Source organism: Saccharothrix obliqua, from assembly GCF_019375475.1.
Lineage (GTDB): Bacteria > Actinomycetota > Actinomycetes > Mycobacteriales > Pseudonocardiaceae > Actinosynnema > Actinosynnema obliqua.
In genome coordinates this window covers 364728-385373 of record NZ_JAHXGQ010000001.1, presented here as the reverse complement: position 1 = coordinate 385373, position 20646 = coordinate 364728, and the positions used below count along the sequence as shown (strand labels likewise).

Sequence of the window (20646 nt, the reverse complement as noted above, 5' to 3'; positions counted from 1 at the left end):
CCGGTAGGCTGCCGGGCGGTTCCAGACCCAGCTAAGCGGAGGTGCCGGGCACGTGGCAGACCCGTCGTTCGACGTGGTGAGCAAGGTCGACCGGCAGGAGGTCGACAACGCGCTCAACCAGGCCGCCAAGGAGCTGAGCACCCGGTTCGACTTCCGGGGCACGGGCACGCAGGTCGCCTGGGCGGGCGAGGAGGCGATCGCCTTCCAGTCCGAGACCGAGGAGCGCTGCCGCGCCGCGATCGACGTCTTCCAGGAGAAGCTCGTCAAGCGCGGCATCTCGATGAAGGCGTTCGAGGTCGGCGAGCCCGCCATCTCCGGCAAGGTGTTCAAGGTCACCGGCAACGTGGTGCAGGGCATCTCGTCGGAGAAGGCCAAGGAGATCGCCAAGAAGGTCCGCGACGAGGGCCCGAAGGGCGTGCAGGCGCAGATCCAGGGCGACCAGCTGCGCATCTCGGGCAAGAAGAAGGACCACCTCCAGGACGTCATCGCCCTGCTGAAGAACACCGACTTCGGCATCGCGCTCCAGTTCACCAACTACCGGTGAAAGGCATCATCCTGGCGGGCGGGAGCGGCACGCGGCTGCACCCGATCACGCAGGCCGTCTCGAAGCAGTTACTCCCCGTCTACGACAAGCCGATGGTCTACTACCCGCTGTCGGTGCTGATGCTGGCGGGCATCCGGGACATCCTGCTCATCTCCACGCCCACGGACCTGCCGCTGTTCCGCCGCCTGCTCGGCGACGGCTCCCAGTTCGGCCTGCGCGTCGAGTACGCCGAGCAGGCGCACCCGAACGGCCTGGCCGAGGCGTTCGTCATCGGCGCGGACTTCGTCGGCGACGACTCGGTCTCGCTGGTGCTGGGCGACAACATCTTCTACGGCCAGGGCTTCTCCCGCCTGCTCCAGCACCACGTGGCCGAGCTGGACGGCTGCGTGCTGTTCGGCTACCCGGTGCGCGACCCGGAGCGGTACGGCGTGGGCGAGGTGGACGAGCACGGCCGGCTCCTGTCGATCGAGGAGAAGCCGGCCCGGCCGCGGTCGAACAAGGCGATCACCGGCCTGTACTTCTACGACAACGAGGTCGTCGAGATCGCCCGCACCCTGGAGCCGTCGGCGCGGGGCGAGCTGGAGATCACCGACGTGAACCTCGCCTACCTGCGCCGGGGCCGCGCGCACCTGGTGGACCTGGGCCGCGGTTTCGCGTGGCTGGACACCGGCACGCACGACTCGCTGCTGGAGGCGGGCCAGTTCGTGCAGGTGCTGGAGCACCGCCAGGGCGTGCGGATCGCGTGCCCCGAGGAGATCGCCCTGCGGATGGGGTACATCACCCCCGAGCAGTGCTACGCGCTGGGCGAGAAGCTGGCCAAGTCCGGCTACGGCCAGTACCTGATGAACGTGGCCCGCGAGGCCCGCTACTAGCAGCGGCGGGCCAGCTCCTCCAGCCGCCGCACGCGGTCGGCGATCGGCGGGTGCGTGGAGAACAGCCGGGCCAGGTGCTCGCCCGGCCGGAACGGCGACGCGATCATCAGGTGCGACTGCGCCACCACCGCGGGTTCCGGCGCGAGCGGCGCGGCACGCGTGCCGAGTTCGAGCTTGCGCAACGCCGACGCGAGCGCCAGCGGGTCGCCGGTCAGCCGCGCGCCCGACCGGTCGGCCTGGTACTCCCGGGACCGGCTGACCGCCATCCGCACGATGCTCGCCGCGACCGGCCCGAGGACGGCGATGAGCAGCACGGCCAGCGGGTTGGGGCGGTCATCGTCGTCGTCGAAGAAGAAGCCCGCGAAGACCGCCAGGTTCGCCAGCGTGCTCACCGCGCCGGCGAGCGCGCCCGCGACGCACGAGATGAGGATGTCGCGGTTGTAGACGTGCGACAGCTCGTGCCCGAGGACGGCACGCAGCTCCCGCTCGTCCAGCAGTTCCAGGATGCCCGTGGTGCAGCACACGGCCGCGTTGCGCGGGTTGCGGCCCGTCGCGAACGCGTTGGGCGCGGCGGTGGGGCTGATGTAGAGGCGCGGCATGGGCTGCCGGGCCGCCATCGCCAGCTCGCGCACGATCCGGTGCATCGCGGGCTGCTCGACCTCGGACACCGGCCGCGCCCGCATCGCGCGCAGCGCCAGCTTGTCGGAGTTGAAGTACGCGTACGCGTTCACGCCGAACGCCAGCACCACACCGACGACCAGGGCGGTTCGCCCGAAGAGCGAGCTGATGCCGATGATCAGCGCGCTCATCAGACCGAGCAGCAACGCGGTCTTCAACCCGTTGTAGTGCTTGTGCACGTTGCTTCGCCTCCGGGTGTTACGTCCTCCTCCTCAACGCTCCGGGGCGTCCAGGGGTTCCGGTACCCCCGCGTGCCGCGGTCTCCGGCGCGGGCTCGGCGGCCGGGTCGAGCGGCGGTGGCGGCGGCACGTGGGAGACCCACGTGCCGAGCACGTCGCGCTCGTGGACGAGTTCCGCCACGGCGCCGTCCCCGGACGGGGTGCCGGTGCCGGGGTAGGAGAAGTCGGGCGCCCAGTGCAACGCGTCGAACGGGCACGCCTCGACGCAGATGCCGCAGTAGAGGCACTGGCCGTAGTCGATGGCGAACCGGTCGAGCACGTTGCGCGCCCGCGGCCGGGCCGAACCGGGCTGCTGCTCGGTCTCGGTGTGCGAGTCGATGTGGATGCACCAGTCCGGGCACTCACGCGCGCAAATCATGCACACCGTGCAGTTCGCTTCCAGCAACGCGATCACGCCACGCGTGCGCGGCGGCAGGTCAGGCACCGTTCTCACCTTCACGTCGGGGTCCCCAGGAGGGGTCGGGCACGCCGGGCGGCGCGGTGCGGCGGCGGCTGGGCGCGGACGTGCCGTCCTCGCCGGGTTCCAGCCGACCGGGCCACGGCCGCACGACGCGGGAGGCCAGCACGAAGTCCTTGCGCAGCGGGTGGCCCGCGAACGAGTCGGGCAGCAGCAGGTGGGGCGCGGGCACGTCCAGGGCGATGCCGAACATCTCCACCGCCTCCCGCTCGTGCCACGCCGCGCCCGCCCACAGCCCGGCCACGCTGGGCAGCGGCTCCCCGCCCACCTCCGTGCGCAGCAGCAGGCCGAGCTTCGTGTCCGGCTGGACGACGTGCAGGAGCACGGCGTGCCGCGTGCCGGACGCGCCGGGCCGGCCCGCGTCCTCGACGCCGAGCCAGTCGAACGCCACGCACCCGAGGACGTCGCGGGCGTGGCGTGCGGCGGCGAGCCAGCCGTCCGACGGCACGTGCGCGGTGGACTGCCCGAACGCCGTCGTGACCCGCGCGCCGGGCACCAGCGCGGCGAGGTCGGCGGAGGCGGCGGTCACGACACGAGCCGGTGGAGCGCGGCGAGACCTTCGAGCACGGCCTCGGGGCGTGGTGGGCAGCCCGGCACGGCGACGTGCACGGGTAGCGCCTGGTCGATGCCCTTGGTGACGCTGTAGGAGTCCCAGTACGGGCCGCCGGTGTTGCTGCACGCGCCGACGGACAGCACGTAACGCGGTTCCGGCATCTCCTGGTACGTGGCGATCACGGCGGGCAACATGGCATCGGTGACCGTGCCGGAGATGATCAGCACATGGGCCTCGCCCGCCTCGTGCGACACCTCGACCCCCAAGGCGGCCAGGTCGTGCGGCCGATCGCCTTCGAGCGCGGCCATGACTTCGACACCGCAGCACGCGAGCCCCAGGTCCAGCACGGTGACCCGGTACGCGGTGCCCCAGTCCAGGGTGGAAACCGTCACATCGGGTCAGGTTAATACGTGGGGGCCCGCCAGGCTCTCGCCCGGCGGGCCCCCAACCCCCCAATACTCCCCCCCGGATTGCTCCCACGTGAACTCGCACCTGGTTGCGGCAGAAGTCTCCACCGGAACGCACATAGCTGTCCAGGGATATCGGTCAAGATCTTCGGATAATTTCCGGACGAACTGCGGTCAGGTTCAGTACAACTAATCGGTAGAACACCAAGCCCCGACCCCCGAGAGGCCCCGATGTCCACGCCGCCCCGGTTGCTGCTCCCCGCGGGCAACCAGCTCAGCAGACTCCTGCACACCTCTCCCCTGCTGCTGGACACCACGTTCGACCAGCTCAGGACCCTCATCACGGTGCACGAGACGAGGTCCGCCCTGCGTGCGGCCCGCGCCCTCGGCCGTGAGCAGTCCAGTGTGCAGAAGCAGCTCGACACGCTCAACCGCAACTTCAAGCAGTTGTGCGGAGAACCGCTCGTCGTCAAGCAGGGGCGCGGAAAGGACGTGCTCATCACACCCACCGGCGAGGCGTTGGTGGAATTGGCGAAGGAGACCCTCGGCGACTGGCTGGATTCCATTCACGAGTGCCGGCGGCGACTCGGCACGACGCTCACCGTCGGCACCACCCGGTTCATGCTCGACTCGCTGGCGAAGGCGTGGCACCACGTGGCCGACGACTTCCGGCAGCGGGACGTGGAGCTGAAGGTCGTCCACATCCGCACCAAGGACATCTGGCGGAAGCTGGAGAGCAAGGAGGTCGACATCGTCTGCGGCTCGGTGGTGACGCCCGCGGGCGGAGGGTCCGACTTCGACGAGTTCGACGTCATCGAGTGGCGGCGCGGTGGGCTGGCACTGCTCACCAACCTGCCGGAGCACCGGCTGGGCGCGCGGGTCGGCACCGGGGAGCTGCCGAAGCTGCCGCTGGTCGTGCCCGGTGACGGTCTCATCGCCGAGTTCCTGCGCGGCTGGTTCGGCCCGGACTACCGCAACGAGCTGGACATCGCGGCGGAGATCGACGAGATCCAGTACGGGATGTCGCTGCTGCGGTCCGGCCTGGTCGAGGGCTGCATGATCGTCACCTCGGGCCTCGGCGTGGTGGCCGCCAACAACGAGCTGCGCGAGGGTTCCGGGCTGCGCGTGGTGGAGCTGGAGAACGACCGCAAGCCCGTGCTGGAACGCCTCGTCGGCGTGTTCGCGCGCAAGGACGAGCGGGCCAGGTTCCCCGCCGACCACCCCCTGAACCTGCTGTGGTCGGCGTTCCAGCGCGAGGTCGCCGACTGACCCGCCGGGGGCCGGGGCGCGGCACGCCCCGGCCCGCCACCGACCTACCGCCCGCGCTGCCGCTGCGCCTGGCGCACCAGCCACTCCAACCCGGTGAGCCGCTCGGGCCCCCGGTCCCGCTCCACCCGTTCGTCCGGTCGCGGCTGCACCGGCGTCCGCCGGTCGTCGAGGTCGTTCATGGCGCGCTCCCTACCTTGGCCGACAGCGAGTGCCGTCGATCGGAGCACTGACCCACCCCGACCCGCCAGCCCGATCAGCCCTACGGGTGAAGTGCCGGTCGATCACGGCGGAACCTGCTATGCGCGCGGCCGGGTCAGTCCCTGATCTCCAACGTGCAGCACTTCGGCCCGCCGCCGGACTTGCGGAGTTCCGAGATGTCCACGAAGACCGGCTCGAAGCCGCGGTCCGCGACCGCCTCCGCGAGGTGCACCGCCTCCACCGGCAACACCACGTGCCGCCCGTCGGACACCGCGTTGAGGCCCAGGCAGGCGGCGTCGGCCGCGGTCGCCACGACGGCGTCCGGGTACAGCCGGGCGAGCACCCGGCGGGAACCCGGCGAGAAGGCGTCGGGGTAGTACGCGACCAGGTCGTCCGCCAGCACGAACAACGCCACGTCCAGGTGGTAGTAACGCGGGTCGACCAGGCGCAGCGACACCACCGGCACGCCCAGCACCTCCTGCGCCTCCGCGTGCGCCGCCGGGTCGGTGCGGAAGCCCGTGCCGGCCAGCAGGTGCTTCCCGGTCCACGTGAAGTCGCCCTCGGCCTCGTTCGTGCGCTCCGGCATCACGACCTCGCCGTAGCCGTTGGCGAGGAACCACCGGCGGAAGTGGTCGGCTTCCGGCACGCGTTGCTCGGCGCGGAAGCGGGCGCCCAGGACGCGGCCGTCGACGACCGTGCCGGAGTTGGCCGCGAAGACCATGTCGGGCAGGCCGGGCACCGGCTCGATCACGTCCACGCGGTGGCCCAGGCGCTCGTAGGTCTCCTTGAGCGCCGTCCACTGCTCGACCGCCAGCCCGGTGTCGATCGGCTGGGTCGGGTCCATCCACGGGTTGATCGAATACTCGACCGTGAAGTGCTCCGGCGGGCACATGAGGTACCGGCGGGTGGTCGGCACGCGCACGGGCGCGACGGGCGCGGTGTCGCCCAGCACGATCGGCTCGTCGCCGGGGCCGAGGAGGGAAACCGAGGTCATGGATCGAAGGGTAAATAAGGGTCAGACCAGCGAACAACGCCGCAGTATTGCGTTTGTTGGTGCAGAATGTTGCGTGTGGACTCGATTGACCAGCGGATCATTTCGTGCCTGATGGCCAACGCCCGCTCCAGTTACGCCGACATCGGCAAGGAGGTGGGCCTGTCCGCGCCGGCGGTGAAGCGCCGCGTGGACAAACTGCTGGACACCGGCGTGCTGCGGGGCTTCACCGCCGTCGTGGACCCGGAGCAGCTGGGGTGGGGCACCGAGGCGTTCGTCGAGGTGCACTGCCGCGGCAACGTCGCGCCGCACGACATCCAGTCGCGCCTGGAACCGATGGCGGAGGTCATGGCCGCCTACACGGTGTCCGGCGCGGCCGACGCGATAGTGCACCTGCGAGCCGCCAACATCCACCACCTGGAGACCGCCCTGGAGCGGTTGCGGGCGGTGGAGATCATCGACCGGACCGTGTCCACCGTGGTGCTCTCACGGCTGCTCGACCGCCCACCGGCCCCGTGACCCTAGAGTCGCCTCATGCCCGAGGTGCTGCTGGAGCGTTCCGACCGCGTCGCCGTGATCACCGTGCACGACCCCGAGCGCCGCAACGCGCTGACGCTCGACCTGTCCGACGAGTTGGTGGCCGCCGTACGGGCCTGTGAGCAGGACACGGGCGTCAACGCCGTGGTGGTCACCGGCACGCCTCCCGCGTTCTGCGCGGGCGCGGACCTGACCGCGCTGGGCGAGGCCCGCGAGGAGGGGCTGCGCCGGATCTACGCGGGTTTCCTCGCGGTCGCCGACTGCTCGTTGCCGACCGTCGCGGCGGTCGGCGGCGCGGCGGTGGGCGCGGGCCTGAACCTGGCGCTGGCGTGCGACGTGCGGCTGGTCGGGCCGAAGGCGCGCTTCGACGCGCGGTTCCTCCAGCTCGGCATCCACCCCGGCGGCGGGATGACGTGGTTGCTGCACCGGCTCGCCGGTCCCCAGGCGGCGACCGCGATGACGTTGTTCGGGCAGGTCCTGGACGCGGACGCGGCGGTGCGGCACGGCGTCGCGTGGGAGCGGGTGGACGGCGGCCACGACGAGCTGGTGGCCTCGGCCGTCGAGTTCGCGCGTGCCGCGGCCGAAGCGCCACGCGACCTCGTGCGCACCATCAAGGCCACCATGCGCCGCACGGCCGTGACGGACGCGCACGCCGACGCCGTGGACCTGGAGATCACGCCCCAGGTGGCGTCGATCGAAACGCCGGAGTTCGCGGCGAAGCTGGCCGCGATGAAGGCCCGGATCAGCGGTCGCCGGTGACCCGGACGGGCCGCGACTCCGAGTAACCGCTACTCCGGGGTACACCCGATTACCGGCTGGTTGCCGTTCGTCACACCAGGTGGAACGAAGCGTCCCGAAGAGTGGTACGAGAAGAACCTGCCCACGGGTGGGCACGACTACCCTCGCGGAGGGGAGGGGCGACTTGCCCTCAGGCGGGCGTGAAGAGAGGGATCGGCGTAGGACATGACTACCGACGTTGGTAATGGCGCCGCGCCAGGTGGCCGGAACGGCGGCTCCGAGGTCCGCAAGCTCGACCGGGTGGTGATCCGGTTCGCCGGCGACTCCGGTGACGGGATGCAGCTCACCGGCGACCGCTTCACCTCAGAGGCCGCCGCGTTCGGCAACGACCTCGCGACCCTGCCGAACTTCCCGGCCGAGATCCGGGCGCCGCAGGGCACGCTGCCCGGTGTCTCCAGCTTCCAGCTGCACTTCGCGGACTACGACATCCTCACCCCCGGCGACCGGCCGGACGTCCTGGTGGCGATGAACCCGGCCGCGCTCAAGGCGAACATCGGCGACCTGCCCAAGGGCGGGATGCTGATCGTCAACACCGACGAGTTCACCAAGCGCAACCTGGTCAAGGTCGGCTACGACGCCAACCCGCTGGATGACGCCTCGCTGGAGGCGTACCAGGTGCACAAGGTGGCCATGGCCACCCTGACCATCGGCGCGCTGGAGAACACCGGCCTCGGCAAGAAGGACGCCGAGCGGGCGAAGAACATGTTCGCCCTGGGGCTGCTGTCGTGGATGTACCACCGGCCCACCGAGGGCACGGAGCGGTTCCTGCGGGAGAAGTTCGCGAAGAAGCCCGACATCGCCGAGGCGAACGTGCTGGCGTTCCGGGCGGGCTGGAACTACGGCGAGACCACCGAGTCGTTCGCCGTCACCTACGAGGTCGCGCCCGCCAAGCTCAACCTGGGCACCTACCGCCAGATCACCGGCAACACGGCGCTGGCGTACGGCATCGTCGCCGCCGGGCAGCGGGCGGGGCTGCCGGTCGTGCTCGGCACGTACCCGATCACCCCGGCCTCGGACATCCTGCACGAGCTGTCCAAGCACAAGAACTTCGGCATCACCACGTTGCAGGCCGAGGACGAGATCGCGGGCATCGGCGCGGCGCTCGGCGCGTCCTACGGCGGCGCGCTCGGCGTGACGTCGACGTCCGGTCCGGGCATCGCGCTCAAGTCGGAGACCATCGGCCTCGCGGTGATGACCGAGCTGCCGCTGGTCGTGATCGACGTGCAACGCGGCGGCCCGTCCACCGGTCTGCCCACCAAGACCGAGCAGGCCGACCTGCTCCAGGCGATGTTCGGCCGCAACGGCGAGTCGCCGGTGCCGGTGATCGCGCCGCAGTCACCCGCGGACTGCTTCGACGCCGCCCTGGACGCCGTGCGGATCGCGGTGAAGTACCGGACGCCCGTGCTGCTGCTGTCCGACGGCGCGATCGCCAACGGCTCCGAGCCGTGGCTCATCCCGGACGTCGCGGAGCTGCCGGACCTGTCGGTCGAGTTCGCCACCGAGCCCAACGGCCCGGACGGCGCGTTCTGGCCGTACCTTCGGGATCCCGAAACGCTGGCCCGGCCGTGGGCGGTGCCCGGCACGGCCGGTTTGCAGCACCGCATCGGCGGCTTGGAGAAGGCCGACGGCAGCGGCAACATCTCCTACGACCCGGCCAACCACGACCACATGGTCCGGCTGCGGCAGCGCAAGGTGGACGGCATCGAGGTGCCGGACGTCGAGGTGGACGACCCGTCCGGCGCGGCGAAGGTGCTGGTCGTCGGCTGGGGCTCCTCCTACGGCCCGATCGGCGCCGCCGCACGCCGCGTGCGGAAGCTGGGCCTGCCCGTGGCGCACGCGCACCTGCGCCACCTCAACCCGTTCCCGAAGAACCTCGGCGAGGTGCTGTCCCGGTACGAGCGGGTCGTCGTGCCGGAGATGAACCTCGGCCAGCTGGCCTTGTTGTTGCGAGCGAAATACCTGGTGGACGCCATCAGTTACACCAAGGTGCAGGGCCTCCCGTTCAAGGCGGAGGAACTCCAGGACGTGCTCGCCGAAGTGATCAAGGGAGTGTCCGCGTGACGGCCACAGATTTGGGTCTGCCGGGCCTGGGGGGCCTGGCCGGTGTGCCCGTGACCGACGAGCCGCAGAAGGCCAAGGACTACAAGTCGGACCAGGAGGTCCGCTGGTGCCCCGGCTGCGGTGACTACGTCGTGCTCAACGCCGTGCAGTCGTTCCTGCCCACGCTCGGGCTCAAGCGCGAGAACATCGTGTTCATCTCGGGGATCGGATGCTCTTCGCGGTTCCCGTACTACATGAACACCTACGGGATGCACTCGATCCACGGGCGCGCCCCGGCCATCGCCACCGGCCTCGCCGTCGCGCGGCCGGACCTGTCGGTGTGGGTGGTCACCGGTGACGGCGACGCGCTGTCCATCGGCGGCAACCACCTGATCCACACGTTGCGGCGCAACGTGAACCTCAAGATCCTGCTGTTCAACAACCGGATCTACGGCCTGACCAAGGGTCAATACTCGCCCACCTCCGAAGAGGGCAAGATCACCAAGTCGACGCCGCTCGGCTCGCTCGACCACCCGTTCAACCCGGTGTCGCTGGCGCTGGGCGCGGAGGCGTCGTTCGTCGGCCGGGCCGTCGACTCCGACCGGGCGGGGCTCACCGAGGTGCTGCGGCAGGCCGCCGAGCACCGGGGCTCCGCGCTGGTGGAGATCTACCAGAACTGCCCGATCTTCAACGACGGCGCGTTCGACGTGCTGAAGGACGCCGACGAGGCCGCGCAGCGGATCATCAACGTGGTCCACGGGCAGCCCATCACGTTCGGCGGCGGCGAGCACGCCGTCGTGCGGGACGGGTTCGGGCTGGCCGTGGCGAGGACGGCGGACGTCGCGCCCGAGGACATCGTGGTGCACGACGCGGCGGACCTGAACCTCGCGTTCGCCCTGTCCCGCCTGTCGACGCAGGACCTCCGGCACACCGTCACCGGCGTGTTCCGCAACACCGCGCGCACCACGTACGACGACGCGGCCCGCGCCCAGGTCGACGCGGCCAAGGAGGCCAAGGCGCCCGACCTCGCGGCGCTGCTGCGCGGCAAGGACACCTGGACCGTCGCCTGACCCGCGCTCCGAGAAGGGCCCCTGCCGCGGCAGGGGCCCTTTCGCGTGTCAGGGCGCGGCTCGGAAGCCGGCCTTCTCGGCGTCGGAGACGGTGCGGAACCAGACGTCCGCGCGGGTCTGCTGGAAGTTCGCCGAGTCGTCGGTGTAGTAGCGGCGGCCGGTGAGGGTGGCCTTCACCTGGAAGTCCGGCGCGGGCGCCATGCCGTCGGACTTGGGCAGCACCGAGCCCGGCCCGAACGGCGACCGTGGGTTGAAGCCCTCCGGCTGCTGGTAACGCGTCGTGCCCTGCGCCGGGCGACCACCCGTGCTGGGGCTGAAGCCGACCGGCCGGGGTCGGACCGGGCGGCCGGGCGGCGGTGCGATCGGCTGCGGCGCGGGCTGGGGCGGCGGTGGCGTGCGGTTGCCGTTCGCGGGCCGGGTCGGCCGCTGCGGCAGGCCGCCGCCCGAGGACGCCAGCAGCTCCGGGGCCAGCGTCGGGACGAACGGCTGGTCGCTGCCCGGCGACGCGGGCTTCGGCGGCGCGGGCGGCTCGTCGTCGACGTCCTCGGGGGTCAGCACCGGCTCGAACAACGACCGGGGCTTGTCCGACTTCTCCGGCGGCACGCCGTAGGAGGCCGGGTCGGGCCGGATCGGCGCGCGCTCGGGCAGGGCGGCGGCACGTTCCTCGCGGGAGCGCGGCTCGTCCCGACGCCTGCGCTCGGCCCGGGTCGGCGTGCGGCGCTCGGCGGGCGGCTCGTCCTGCTCCTCGCGGACCGGCTCGCCGAACGGGTCGAAGTCGGCGGAGTCGGCGTCCACCGGCTCGCCGAACGGGACGAACGCGCCGCGCTCCGGCTCGGGCCGGTGCTCGCCCCGCGAGGGCAGACCGGCCGGGCGGACCGGGACCTCGGGCTGGGCGTGGGTCTCGGGCCGGGCCAGGGGCTCGGGCCGGGCGTCCACGGGTTCGGGGCGGGCGGGCGCGGGTTCGGGCCGGATGTGCGACTCGGGCCGGGCGTCCACGGGCCGCGCGGGCGACTCGGGCCGGGCGTGTGCCGACTCGCCGGGAGTCGGGTCGGGGGTCGGCTCGCCGGGCGTGGGGTCGAACTCGGCACGGGCGGTCTCATCGCGCCGCGCGTGCTCACCCGCGCCGAGCCCCAGCGGTGCGGGCTCGTGACGCGCCGGCTCCACGTGGCCGCCGAACAGCGACGGGCCGGGCTCCGGGTGGGACTGCGCGTGACGCGGCGGCTCCGCGCCGCCGGCGAACGGGTCGAACCCCTGGCCGGCCGTCTCCGACCAGCCCGGCCGCGGGTCGGCCGCCTCCGGGTGGACGGGCTCCGGGACGGCAGCCTCCTGCCGGGCGGGCTCCGGGCCGGTCGGCTCGGGGTGGGCACGCTCGGGGTGGGCAGGCTCGGGGTGGGCACGCTCGGGGTCGGTGAAGGCCGGGCGGGTCGAGTCGAGGCCCGCCGGCCCTGGCTGGGGCGGGGTGTCGTGGTCGGCAGGCTCCGCCGGCGCGGGGTCGGCGGGGCGGGTTTCGGTGGGCACCTCGGCATGGCGCGGGGTTTCGCGGTGGCGCGGGGTCGCCGGGGGCGGGGTGAAGCCCGCGAGCGGCTGCGGCGGGTCGGCCGGCTCCTCGTGGCGGGCGTGGGCCGGGGGTGTCGTGACCGGCAGGTCGTGGGCCGCTTCGATCTCCTCGGGCAGGAGAACCGTGCCGACCGGCGAGATGAACTCCGTCCTCGGCGCGGACGGGTTGGGCAGTTCGGCGCGGATCGCGGGGTACTCGCCGGTCAGGTCGTGGTCGGGCCACCGCTGCCCGTCGACCTCGGCGATGGCCTCGGCCAGCGCGGTCGCCGGGATGAACGTGGTGGCCTCGGCCGGGCGCTCCGGCTCGTCCTCACCCTCACGCCCTTCGGCCAGGTCGCCGTCCTCGCCGTACACCTCGGGCACGGACGCCTGCCACGGCTCGCGCGGGCGGAACGCCTCGACCTCGGGCGGTGCGGCGACCTCGGCGACCGGCGCGACCGCCTCCGCCGCCGGCAGCAGGCGGGTCTCCGCGGCGGGCGCCTCCGGGCTCAGCCGCTCGAACAGGCTGCGCGGCCGGTCGTCCGCCTCGTCCACCGGAGCCGGACCGGCCACCGGGTCGACCGACGGCTCCGCGGCACGCGGCTCCTCGTCCAGCAGGTCGTCCACCGGGTCACGGCGCTCGGCCTGCCGGTCGACGGGCGGCGCCTGCGGGTGCGGCGCCGTGAGCAGGCGCTCCTCCAGCTCCGCGATCTCCTTCTTCGCGGGCCGGACCAGGACCAGCCAGGTCAGCGCGACGCCTGCCACGAACGACAGCAGGCTCCACAACCAGACCTGTCCGAACAGCGAACCCACGGGAGACCCTCCCACTGCACAGTCCTGTCACACCCCGACACGCTCCGCTGCCAGATCTTCACCCGGTAGTGGAAGCCGTGCCAAAGTACCCTGACCGGACGCCCCGGCGCGTGCGACCGCCCGGACTTGCTCCCATGGTGCGGCACTAGGCCGGCCGGAGCAACTGACCAGGGAAAACGGCAGCGTAGAGTGGTTCTCGTGCCGCCGTTGACCGCACCGGCCGCCGTCTCGGCGGAAACACAGGACACCAATCGGGGCATCGCCTTCGGGATAGGCGCGTACTTCCTCTGGGGCATCGTCCCCGCCTACTGGCCACTGCTCGCCCCCGCCGGGTCGGTGGAGATCCTCGCCCACCGGATCGCCTGGTCGCTGGTGTTCATGCTCGGCCTGACGGCACTGCTCGGCCGGTGGGCGGGCCTGCGCTCGCTGTCCCGCCGCGGCTGGCTGATGGTGACCGCCGCGTCCGCGTTGATCGCCGTGAACTGGGGCGTCTACATCCACTCCGTCAACACCGGTCACGTGGTGGAGGCGGCGCTCGGCTACTTCATCAACCCGCTGGTGAGCGTGCTGCTCGGGGTGCTGGTGCTGCGGGAACGGCTGCGCGGCCCGCAGTACGCGGCGATCGGCGTCGCCCTGGCCGCGGTGGTGGTGCTGGCCGTCGACTACGGCAGGCTGCCGTGGATCTCGCTCGCGCTGGCCTGCTCGTTCGGCCTCTACGGCCTGCTCAAGAAGACGGTGCCGCTGGACGCCACGGCGAGCCTCACCGCGGAGAGCGTCGTGCTCGCCCCGATCGCCGTCGGCTACCTGCTCTGGCTCGGCCCGGCGGGCACCTTCCACGACCAGGGCGTCGGGCACGCCCTGCTCCTGGTGTCGTCGGGCGTGGTGACGGCCGTGCCGCTGATGATGTTCGGCGCGGGCGCCCGGCGCGTCCCCCTGATCACGATGGGGATGCTCCAGTACCTCGCGCCGGTCCTCCAGTTCGCGTGGGGCGTGTTCGTCAAGCACGAACCCATGCCGCCGTCCCGCTGGTTCGGGTTCGCGCTGGTGTGGGTGGCGCTGGCGGTGTTCACCGCGGACGCGGTGCGGGCTCGGCGCAAGCAGCAGCGGCTCCTCGCGCCGGTCGAGTGACCGCGGGTCAGCGGGTGCGGGTCACCACGTAGTCGCTGACCGACTCCAACGCGTCCCGCGCCGGGCCGGCGGGCAGCTCCGCCAGCGTGGCCCGCGCCCGCGCCGCGTAGTCGTCCAACGTCCGCCGCGCCCGCTCCAGACCGGACGAGGCGCGCAGCAACGTCAACGCCTCCACCACCTCGGCGTCGTCGGTGAGCGGCCGGGACAGCAGGCTCGCCAGGCGCGAGTCCGGCTCGTCGGCCAACGCGTACAGCATGGGCAGCGTCTGCACGCCCTCCCGCAGGTCCGTGCCGGGCGTCTTGCCCGACTCGGACGACGGGCTCGCGATGTCGATGACGTCGTCGGAGATCTGGAACGCCGCGCCGATCACGTCGCCGTACGAGCGCAACGCCTCGACCTGCGCGGGCGTGACGTCGGAGAACATCGCGCCGAACCGGGCGGCGGTGGCGATCAGGGAACCCGTCTTCTCCGCGATGGTGGTCAGGTAGTGCGTGATCGGGTCCTCACCGGCACGCGGGCCCATGGTCTCCCGCATCTGGCCGGTGACCAGCTCGGAGAACGTCTCGGCGATGATCCGCGCGGCCCGCGTGCCCAGGTCGGCGACCAGCGCCGAGGCGTGCGCGAACAGGTAGTCGCCGGTGAGGATGGCGATGCTGTTGTCCCACTTGGCGTTGGCCGACTCCGCGCCGCGGCGCATGGTCGCCTCGTCCATCACGTCGTCGTGGTACAGCGTCGCCAGGTGCGTCAGCTCCACCACCGCCGCCGCCTTGATGACGCTGTCCCGGTCCCAGGTGGTACCCAACTGGGCGGACAGGATGGTGAACAGCGGCCGGATCCGCTTGCCGCCCGCGTCCACCAGGTGCAGCGACGTCTCCATCACCGGGTGGAACTCGCTCTGCACGACTTTGTGCAGCAGCTCCTCCACCTCGGCCATCCCGGCCTGCACCACCTCCGCGAGCACGGGGTCCGCAAACCGGAACCCCGTCCCCGCCTGCTCGCTACTGGTCACGGCTGGAAGCCTACGTACCGCTAGAACACGAACCCGCCGGCACCCGCCCAATCGAGGGCGAAAGCCGGCCACAGGCCCAGCACCAGCGTGATCGCCGCACCCATCGTGATGGCCACGGTGGTGAACGCGCCGGGCACGCTCACCGTCGGGCCGTCCGCCGCCGGCTCGCTGAAGTACATCAGCACGATGACCCGCAGGTAGAAGAACGCCGCCACGGCCGACGCGATGAGGGCGATCACCACCAGCGGCGCCATGCCGCTCTTCAACGCCGCCGCGAACACCACGAACTTGCCGATGAACCCGCTGGTCAGCGGGATGCCCGCGAGGGCGAGCAGCAGGAACGTGAACACCGCGGCGGTGATCGGCGACCGCTTCGCCAGCCCCGCCCACTGGGACAGGTGGGTGGCCTCGCCGTCCGAGTTGCGGACCAGCGACACCACGCCGAACGCGGCGATCGTCGTGAAGCCGTAGGCCATCAGGTAGAACATCGTGCCGGACAGGCCGTCGCTGGTCAGCGTGATCGAGCCGATCAGCAGGAAGCCCGCGTGCGCCACCGACGAGTAGGCGATCATCCGCTTCACGTCGGTCTGGGTGAGGCCGAGCACCGCGCCGATGACCATCGACACGATCGCCACGCCCCACAGGACGCCGTTCCACTCCCAGCTCGACTTCTCGAACGCCACGAACAGCACCCGCAGGATGCCGCCGAACGCCGCGACCTTCGTGCACGCCGCCATGAACGCCGTGACCGGCGTCGGCGCGCCCTGGTACACGTCGGGGGTCCACGCGTGGAACGGACCGACGGACGCCTTGAACAGCAGGCCCACCACCAGCAGGCCGAAGCCCGCGTACAGCAGCGTGTCGGACCGGTCGGTGCCCGCCGTGGCGGTGGCGATGTCGGCCAGCTTCACCGAGCCCGCGTAGCCGTAGAGCAGGGCCACGCCGTAGAGGAAGAACGCCGAGGCGAACGCGCCCAGCAGGAAGTATTTCACCGCGGCCTCCTGCGACAGCAGGCGGCGACGGCGGGCCAGGCCGCACATCAGGTACAGCGGCAGCGACAGCACTTCCAGCGCGATGAACATCGTCAGCAGGTCGTTCGCCGCGACGAACACCATCATGCCGCCGAGCGCGAACAACGTCAGCGGGAACACCTCGGTCTGCATCCCGAACCGGCCCGCCTGGGCGCGGTCCTGGACGGTGCCGGGCCGCACGGCCGCGTCCGCGACGAACGCGCCGCCGGGCTCCACGGAGCGGTCCGCGATCAGCAGCACCGCGCCGAACCCGAGCAGCAGCAGCGTGCCCCACAGGAAGATCACCGGCTGGTCGACGGCGACGGCGCCCGCGAGGGTCACCTTGCCCTGGGCGGGCGTGTCCTCCGCGCCGCCGTACCAGGCGAGCGCGCCACCGGCCGCGGCGAGCGCCAGCAGGGTCAGCACGACCTGGCTGGACCACCGCTGCGGTTTCGGCAGGAACGCCTCCACCAGCACGCTGAGGCACGCCGCGCCGAGCACGACGAGGATCGGCGCCACCGCGAGGTAGTCGATCTCCGGCGCCTGGAGCCGCTGGGCTTGAGCGAGGAACGTCTCCACGTCACTTGCCTTCCTGCGCGACCGGGTCGGCGACCCCGACCTCGCTGAGCGTCGCCCCGACGGACGGGGTGATCACGTCCAACACCGGCTTCGGGTAGAACCCGAGCACCAGGATCAACGCCACCAGCGGCGCGAGCACCGCCAGTTCCCGCTTGCCGAGGTCCGGCACGGCCGCGCGCTCCGGGTCGACCGCCGCACCGGGGCCGCCGGTCGCGCCGACCAGCGCCGTGCCGCGCACCGGGCCCTGGAAGATCCGCTGGTACAGCCACAGGACGTACAGGGCGGCGAGCACCATGCCGACCGCGGCCAGGATCGTGTAGACGGGTTCGTTCGGGTAGGACCCGACCAGCACCAGGAACTCGCTGACGAACGAGTTGGTGCCCGGCAGCGCCAGCGACGACAGGCCGGCCACGAAGAACAGGCCGCCCAGCACCGGTGTCAGCTTCGCCATGCCGCCGTAGTCCTCGATCAGGCGCGACCCGCCGCGGGCCATCACCATCCCGACGACCAGGAACAGCATTCCGGTGGAGATGCCGTGGTTGACCATGTACAGCACCGCGCCCGTGCCCGCCTGCGAGCTGAACGCGAAGATGCCCAACGCGATGAAGCCGAAGTGGGCGATCGAGGTGTAGGCGACGAACCGCTTGAGGTCGGACTGGCCGACCGCGAGCAGCGAGCCGTACAGGATGCCCGCGACGGCGAGCACCAGCACCAGCGGCGCCAGTTCCTGGCTGGCCAGCGGGAACAGCGGCAGGCAGTAGCGCAGGAAGCCGAAGGTGCCGATCTTGTCCAGGATGCCGACCAGCAGCACGCCCGCGCCGACCGGCGCCTCGGCGCCCGCGTCGGGCAGCCACGTGTGCAGCGGCACCAGCGGCGCCTTGATCGCGAACGCGACGAAGAACCCGAGGAACAGCCAGATCTGCGTGGACAGCGGCAGCTCGCGGGTGACCGTGACCAGCGTCGCCCAGTCGAACGTGCCGGTGCCGAGCTTGTCCGCCGCCGCCACGTACACGCCGATCACCGACGCCAGCATCACCAGGCCGCCGAGCAGCGAGTAGAGGAAGAACTTCATCGCCGCGTACTGCCGGTTCGGTCCGCCGAAGCGGCCGATCAGGAAGTACATCGGGATGAGGACCGCCTCGAAGAACACGTAGAAGAGGAACACGTCGGTCGCGGCGAACACGCCGACCATGCCGGTCTGCATGACCAGCAGCAGCGCGAAGAACCCGCCCGCGCTGCGGCCCTCGGGCAGCTTGTCCGCCCACGAGCCGCCGATGACGACCGGCACCAGGAACGCGATCAGCGCGATCATCACCAGCGCGATGCCGTCGACGCCGAACGACAGGCGGACGCCGAACGCCGGGATCCAGTCCACCGAGCTGGTCAGCTGGAGCCGCGCGTCCGACGACGGGTCGTAGGCGACCCACGCCAGCACCGCGAGCACCAGTTCGGCCAGCGCGAAGACCAGGGCGACCGCCTTCGCGATCCGGTCGTCGCGCCGCAGGAAGGCCACCACCACGCCGCCCGCGAGGGGCAGCAGGAGCAGCGCGATCAGCGTCCAGCTCACGAGAACCTCACCATCAGCAGCGCGCCCAGGACGAAGATCGCACCCAGGAGCATGGACAGCGCGTAGGAGCGCACGAACCCGGTCTGGAGGCGGCGCAGGCGGCCCGAGCTACCGCCGAGCAGCGCGGCGGACCCGTTCACCAGGCCGTCCACACCCCTGTTGTCCACGAACACCAGCGCGCGGGTGAGCCAGGTGCCCGGCCGCGCGAACAACGCCTCGTTCAACGCGTTGCCGTACAGGTCGGCACGCGCGGCGCGGACCGGGAACGAGACCCGCTCGGGCCGCGCCACCGGCTGCGGCTTGCGGCCGAACAGCAGCCACGCCACCAGCACGCCCAGCGCGGACAGGCCGAGCACGAGGAAGTTGACCGCCGTGTGGCCCAGCACGCCGTGCTGCTCCTGGAGTTCGCCCAGCGACGGCGCGAGCCAGCCCGCCAGGTTGTCGCCGGAGGACAGGAACGCGCCCGCGCCGACCGAGCCGATCGCCAGCACGATCATCGGGATCGTCATGGTGGGACCGGACTCGTGCGGGTGGTAGGCGCGGCCGTCGGCGGACTTCAGGTCCGTCCAGCGTGCCTTGCCGAGGAACACCAGCAGCAGCAGGCGGGTCATGTAGAAGGCGGTGATGGCCGCGCCCAGCGCCGCCGCGCCGCCGAACACCCAGCCGCGCCAGCCCGGCTCGCTGAACGCCGCCGCGATGATGGCGTCCTTGGAGAAGTAGCCGGACAGGAACGGGAAGCCGATCAGCGCCAGGTAGCCCAACGCCCACGTGGCGAACGTGATGGGCATCTTGCGCCACAGGCCGCCCATGCGGCGGATGTCGCCCTCGTCGTTCATGCCGTGCATGACCGAACCGGCGCCGAGGAACAGCCCGGCCTTGAAGAAGCCGTGCGTGAGCAGGTGCATGATGCCCAGCGCGTAGCCGACCGGGCCGAGGCCGACGGCCAGGATCATGTAGCCGATCTGGGAGACCGTCGAGTACGCGAGGACCTTCTTGAAGTCGTCGTACGCGCAACCGATGATGCACCCGATGATCAGCGTGAACGCGCCGATGCACATGACGACCAGGCGGCCGTCGGCCGACGCGTTGTAGAGCGGGTTGGCGCGGGCGATCAGGTAGACGCCGGCGGTGACCATGGTGGCCGCGTGGATCAGGGCGGACACCGGGGTCGGGCCCGCCATGGCGTCCGGGAGCCACGCCTGGAGCGGGAACTGGCCGGACTTGCCGCACGCGCCGAGCAGGAGCAGCAGCGTCACCGCGGTGACCTCGCCCGCCGACAGCTCGCCGACGCGGGCGAACACGTCCGCGTACTGGGTGGTGCCCAGTTCCTTGAACAGGATGAAGATGGCGATCGCCAGGCCGACGTCGCCGACCCGGTTCATCAGGAACGCCTTCTTCGCGGCGGACGCGGCTTCCGGCTTGTACTGGTACCAGCCGATCAGCAGGTAGGACGCGAGACCCACGCCCTCCCAGCCGAAGTACAGGGTCACGAAACCGTTGCCCAGCACCAGCAGCAGCATGGCGGCGACGAACAGGTTCAGGTAGGCGAAGAACTTCCGCCTGCCCGCCTCGTGCGCCATGTAGCCGATCGAGTAGACGTGGATGAGCGAGCCGACACCGGTGATCAGCAGGACGAAGGTCAGCGACAGCGGGTCGAGGCGCAACGCGAACTCGACGTTCAGCGCGTTGACCGGGATCCAGTCGAACAGGTGCAGTTCGGTGGTGCGGTCGCCGTCACGGCCGATCGTGTCGAAGAACAGCGCCAGGCCGTACGCGAACGCCGCGACGACCGTCGCGGTCCCGAGCAGGTGCCCCCACTTGTCGGTGCGCCTGCCGCCGAGCAGCAGCACCGCCGCGCCGAACGCGGGCAGGGCGAGCAACAACCAGGCGAGGCTGCCGATCCCGCCGGCGGCGACCACGTCCGAGGACCCGCTCACGGGGTCGAGCATCAATGCAGACACCGGTGTCCCCTAGTACTTCAGCAGGTTGGAGTCGTCGACCGAGGCCGAGCGACGCGTCTTGAAGATCGACATGATGATCGTCAGACCGACCACGACCTCCGCCGCGGCGACGACCATCACGAAGAACGCCATCACCTGGCCGTCGAGCGCGCCGTTGATCCGGGCGAACGTGACGAGGCTGAGGTTCACCGCGTTGAGCATCAGCTCCACGCACATGAACACCACGATGGCGTTGCGCCGCACCAGCACGCCCACCGCGCCGAGGCTGAACAGCAGGGCGGACAGCAGCAGGTAGTAGGTCGGGGTCACGACAGGTCTCCCTCGGACGCACGGCCCGCGCGGGCCGCCAGGGGTTCGGGCCGGTGCGCCACCGCGAGCCGCGCGGGGCCG

20 protein-coding genes are annotated in these 20646 nt (G+C 71.4%); 8 read left to right on the top strand and 12 right to left on the bottom strand.

Annotated elements, in window-relative coordinates; all coding sequences use genetic code 11:
* The first annotated feature begins 52 nt into the window (after positions 1–52).
* Positions 53–544, top strand: a complete 492-nt coding sequence (locus tag KZQ38_RS02005; protein WP_219437786.1) for a YajQ family cyclic di-GMP-binding protein — start codon at positions 53–55, stop codon at positions 542–544.
* Positions 541–1416, top strand: coding sequence for a glucose-1-phosphate thymidylyltransferase RfbA (rfbA, locus tag KZQ38_RS02000; RefSeq protein ID WP_219437784.1), 876 nt, complete (start codon positions 541–543; stop codon positions 1414–1416). The genes KZQ38_RS02005 and rfbA overlap by 4 nt, the downstream gene beginning before the upstream one ends.
* On the opposite strand, the gene htpX is transcribed toward rfbA, so the two are convergent.
* From htpX to KZQ38_RS01980, 4 genes are read right to left on the bottom strand one after another with little or no spacing between them, the layout of a single operon-like run.
* Positions 1413–2273 (bottom strand): zinc metalloprotease HtpX, encoded by an 861-nt coding sequence (htpX, locus tag KZQ38_RS01995; RefSeq protein ID WP_219437781.1) that lies wholly within the window; start codon positions 2271–2273, stop codon positions 1413–1415. The genes rfbA and htpX overlap by 4 nt on opposite strands.
* A 19-nt stretch (positions 2274–2292) precedes the next feature.
* Entirely contained in the window at positions 2293–2757 is a 465-nt protein-coding gene (locus KZQ38_RS01990; protein WP_219437780.1) for a 4Fe-4S binding protein, read from the bottom strand.
* Positions 2750–3319 (bottom strand): NADH-quinone oxidoreductase subunit C, encoded by a 570-nt coding sequence (locus tag KZQ38_RS01985; protein ID WP_219437778.1) that lies wholly within the window; start codon positions 3317–3319, stop codon positions 2750–2752. Before KZQ38_RS01985 ends, KZQ38_RS01990 begins: the two co-directional genes overlap by 8 nt.
* On the bottom strand, positions 3316–3735 hold the full coding sequence (locus KZQ38_RS01980; RefSeq protein WP_219437776.1) for an NADH-quinone oxidoreductase subunit B: 420 nt from the start codon (positions 3733–3735) through the stop codon (positions 3316–3318). The genes KZQ38_RS01985 and KZQ38_RS01980 overlap by 4 nt, the downstream gene beginning before the upstream one ends.
* 246 nt (positions 3736–3981) lie before the next feature.
* Between KZQ38_RS01980 and KZQ38_RS01975 the strand changes: the two genes are divergently transcribed.
* On the top strand, positions 3982–5019 hold the full coding sequence (locus tag KZQ38_RS01975; protein WP_219437774.1) for a LysR family transcriptional regulator: 1038 nt from the start codon (positions 3982–3984) through the stop codon (positions 5017–5019).
* Between the two features lie 44 nt (positions 5020–5063).
* On the opposite strand, the gene KZQ38_RS35805 is transcribed toward KZQ38_RS01975, so the two are convergent.
* On the bottom strand, positions 5064–5198 hold the full coding sequence (locus KZQ38_RS35805; RefSeq protein WP_257900570.1) for a hypothetical protein: 135 nt from the start codon (positions 5196–5198) through the stop codon (positions 5064–5066).
* Between the two features lie 134 nt (positions 5199–5332).
* Positions 5333–6211: a dimethylargininase gene (gene ddaH, locus KZQ38_RS01970; protein WP_372452198.1), complete on the bottom strand. Its 879-nt coding sequence runs from the start codon at positions 6209–6211 to the stop codon at positions 5333–5335.
* 75 nt (positions 6212–6286) lie between these two features.
* Here ddaH and KZQ38_RS01965 point away from each other — a divergent pair, with 75 nt between their 5' ends.
* The 4 genes from KZQ38_RS01965 (at position 6287) to KZQ38_RS01950 (ending at position 10653) form a co-directional block, all read left to right on the top strand.
* The gene (locus KZQ38_RS01965; protein WP_219437772.1) at positions 6287–6727 is read left to right on the top strand and encodes an Lrp/AsnC family transcriptional regulator; all 441 of its coding nucleotides are present in this window, start codon (positions 6287–6289) and stop codon (positions 6725–6727) included.
* 15 nt (positions 6728–6742) lie between these two features.
* Positions 6743–7504: an enoyl-CoA hydratase gene (locus tag KZQ38_RS01960; RefSeq protein WP_219437770.1), complete on the top strand. Its 762-nt coding sequence runs from the start codon at positions 6743–6745 to the stop codon at positions 7502–7504.
* Between the two features lie 204 nt (positions 7505–7708).
* Positions 7709–9604, top strand: a complete 1896-nt coding sequence (locus KZQ38_RS01955; protein WP_219437768.1) for a 2-oxoacid:acceptor oxidoreductase subunit alpha — start codon at positions 7709–7711, stop codon at positions 9602–9604.
* Entirely contained in the window at positions 9601–10653 is a 1053-nt protein-coding gene (locus tag KZQ38_RS01950) for a 2-oxoacid:ferredoxin oxidoreductase subunit beta (protein WP_219437766.1), read from the top strand. Before KZQ38_RS01955 ends, KZQ38_RS01950 begins: the two co-directional genes overlap by 4 nt.
* Before the next feature lie 48 nt (positions 10654–10701).
* On the opposite strand, the gene KZQ38_RS36875 is transcribed toward KZQ38_RS01950, so the two are convergent.
* On the bottom strand, positions 10702–13002 hold the full coding sequence (locus KZQ38_RS36875; protein ID WP_219437764.1) for a sunset domain-containing protein: 2301 nt from the start codon (positions 13000–13002) through the stop codon (positions 10702–10704).
* A 198-nt stretch (positions 13003–13200) separates the two neighbouring features.
* Between KZQ38_RS36875 and rarD the strand changes: the two genes are divergently transcribed.
* Positions 13201–14130, top strand: a complete 930-nt coding sequence (rarD, locus tag KZQ38_RS01940) for an EamA family transporter RarD (RefSeq protein ID WP_219437762.1) — start codon at positions 13201–13203, stop codon at positions 14128–14130.
* Positions 14131–14137: 7 nt separating this feature from the next.
* Here the strand turns inward: rarD and KZQ38_RS01935 are convergent, their stop codons facing one another.
* From KZQ38_RS01935 to nuoK, 5 genes are all read right to left on the bottom strand, one after another.
* Positions 14138–15064 carry a polyprenyl synthetase family protein gene (locus tag KZQ38_RS01935; RefSeq protein WP_257900707.1) on the bottom strand — a complete coding sequence of 309 codons (927 nt, stop codon included), beginning with the start codon at positions 15062–15064 and terminating at the stop codon, positions 14138–14140.
* Between the two features lie 95 nt (positions 15065–15159).
* Positions 15160–16728, bottom strand: coding sequence for an NADH-quinone oxidoreductase subunit NuoN (nuoN, locus tag KZQ38_RS01930; RefSeq protein WP_219437758.1), 1569 nt, complete (start codon positions 16726–16728; stop codon positions 15160–15162).
* Position 16729: 1 nt separating this feature from the next.
* Positions 16730–18295 carry an NADH-quinone oxidoreductase subunit M gene (locus KZQ38_RS01925; protein ID WP_219437756.1) on the bottom strand — a complete coding sequence of 522 codons (1566 nt, stop codon included), beginning with the start codon at positions 18293–18295 and terminating at the stop codon, positions 16730–16732.
* Entirely contained in the window at positions 18292–20244 is a 1953-nt protein-coding gene (gene nuoL / locus KZQ38_RS01920; protein ID WP_257900705.1) for an NADH-quinone oxidoreductase subunit L, read from the bottom strand. Before nuoL ends, KZQ38_RS01925 begins: the two co-directional genes overlap by 4 nt.
* 21 nt (positions 20245–20265) lie before the next feature.
* On the bottom strand, positions 20266–20565 hold the full coding sequence (gene nuoK, locus KZQ38_RS01915; protein ID WP_184689278.1) for an NADH-quinone oxidoreductase subunit NuoK: 300 nt from the start codon (positions 20563–20565) through the stop codon (positions 20266–20268).
* Positions 20566–20646: the final 81 nt, after the last annotated feature.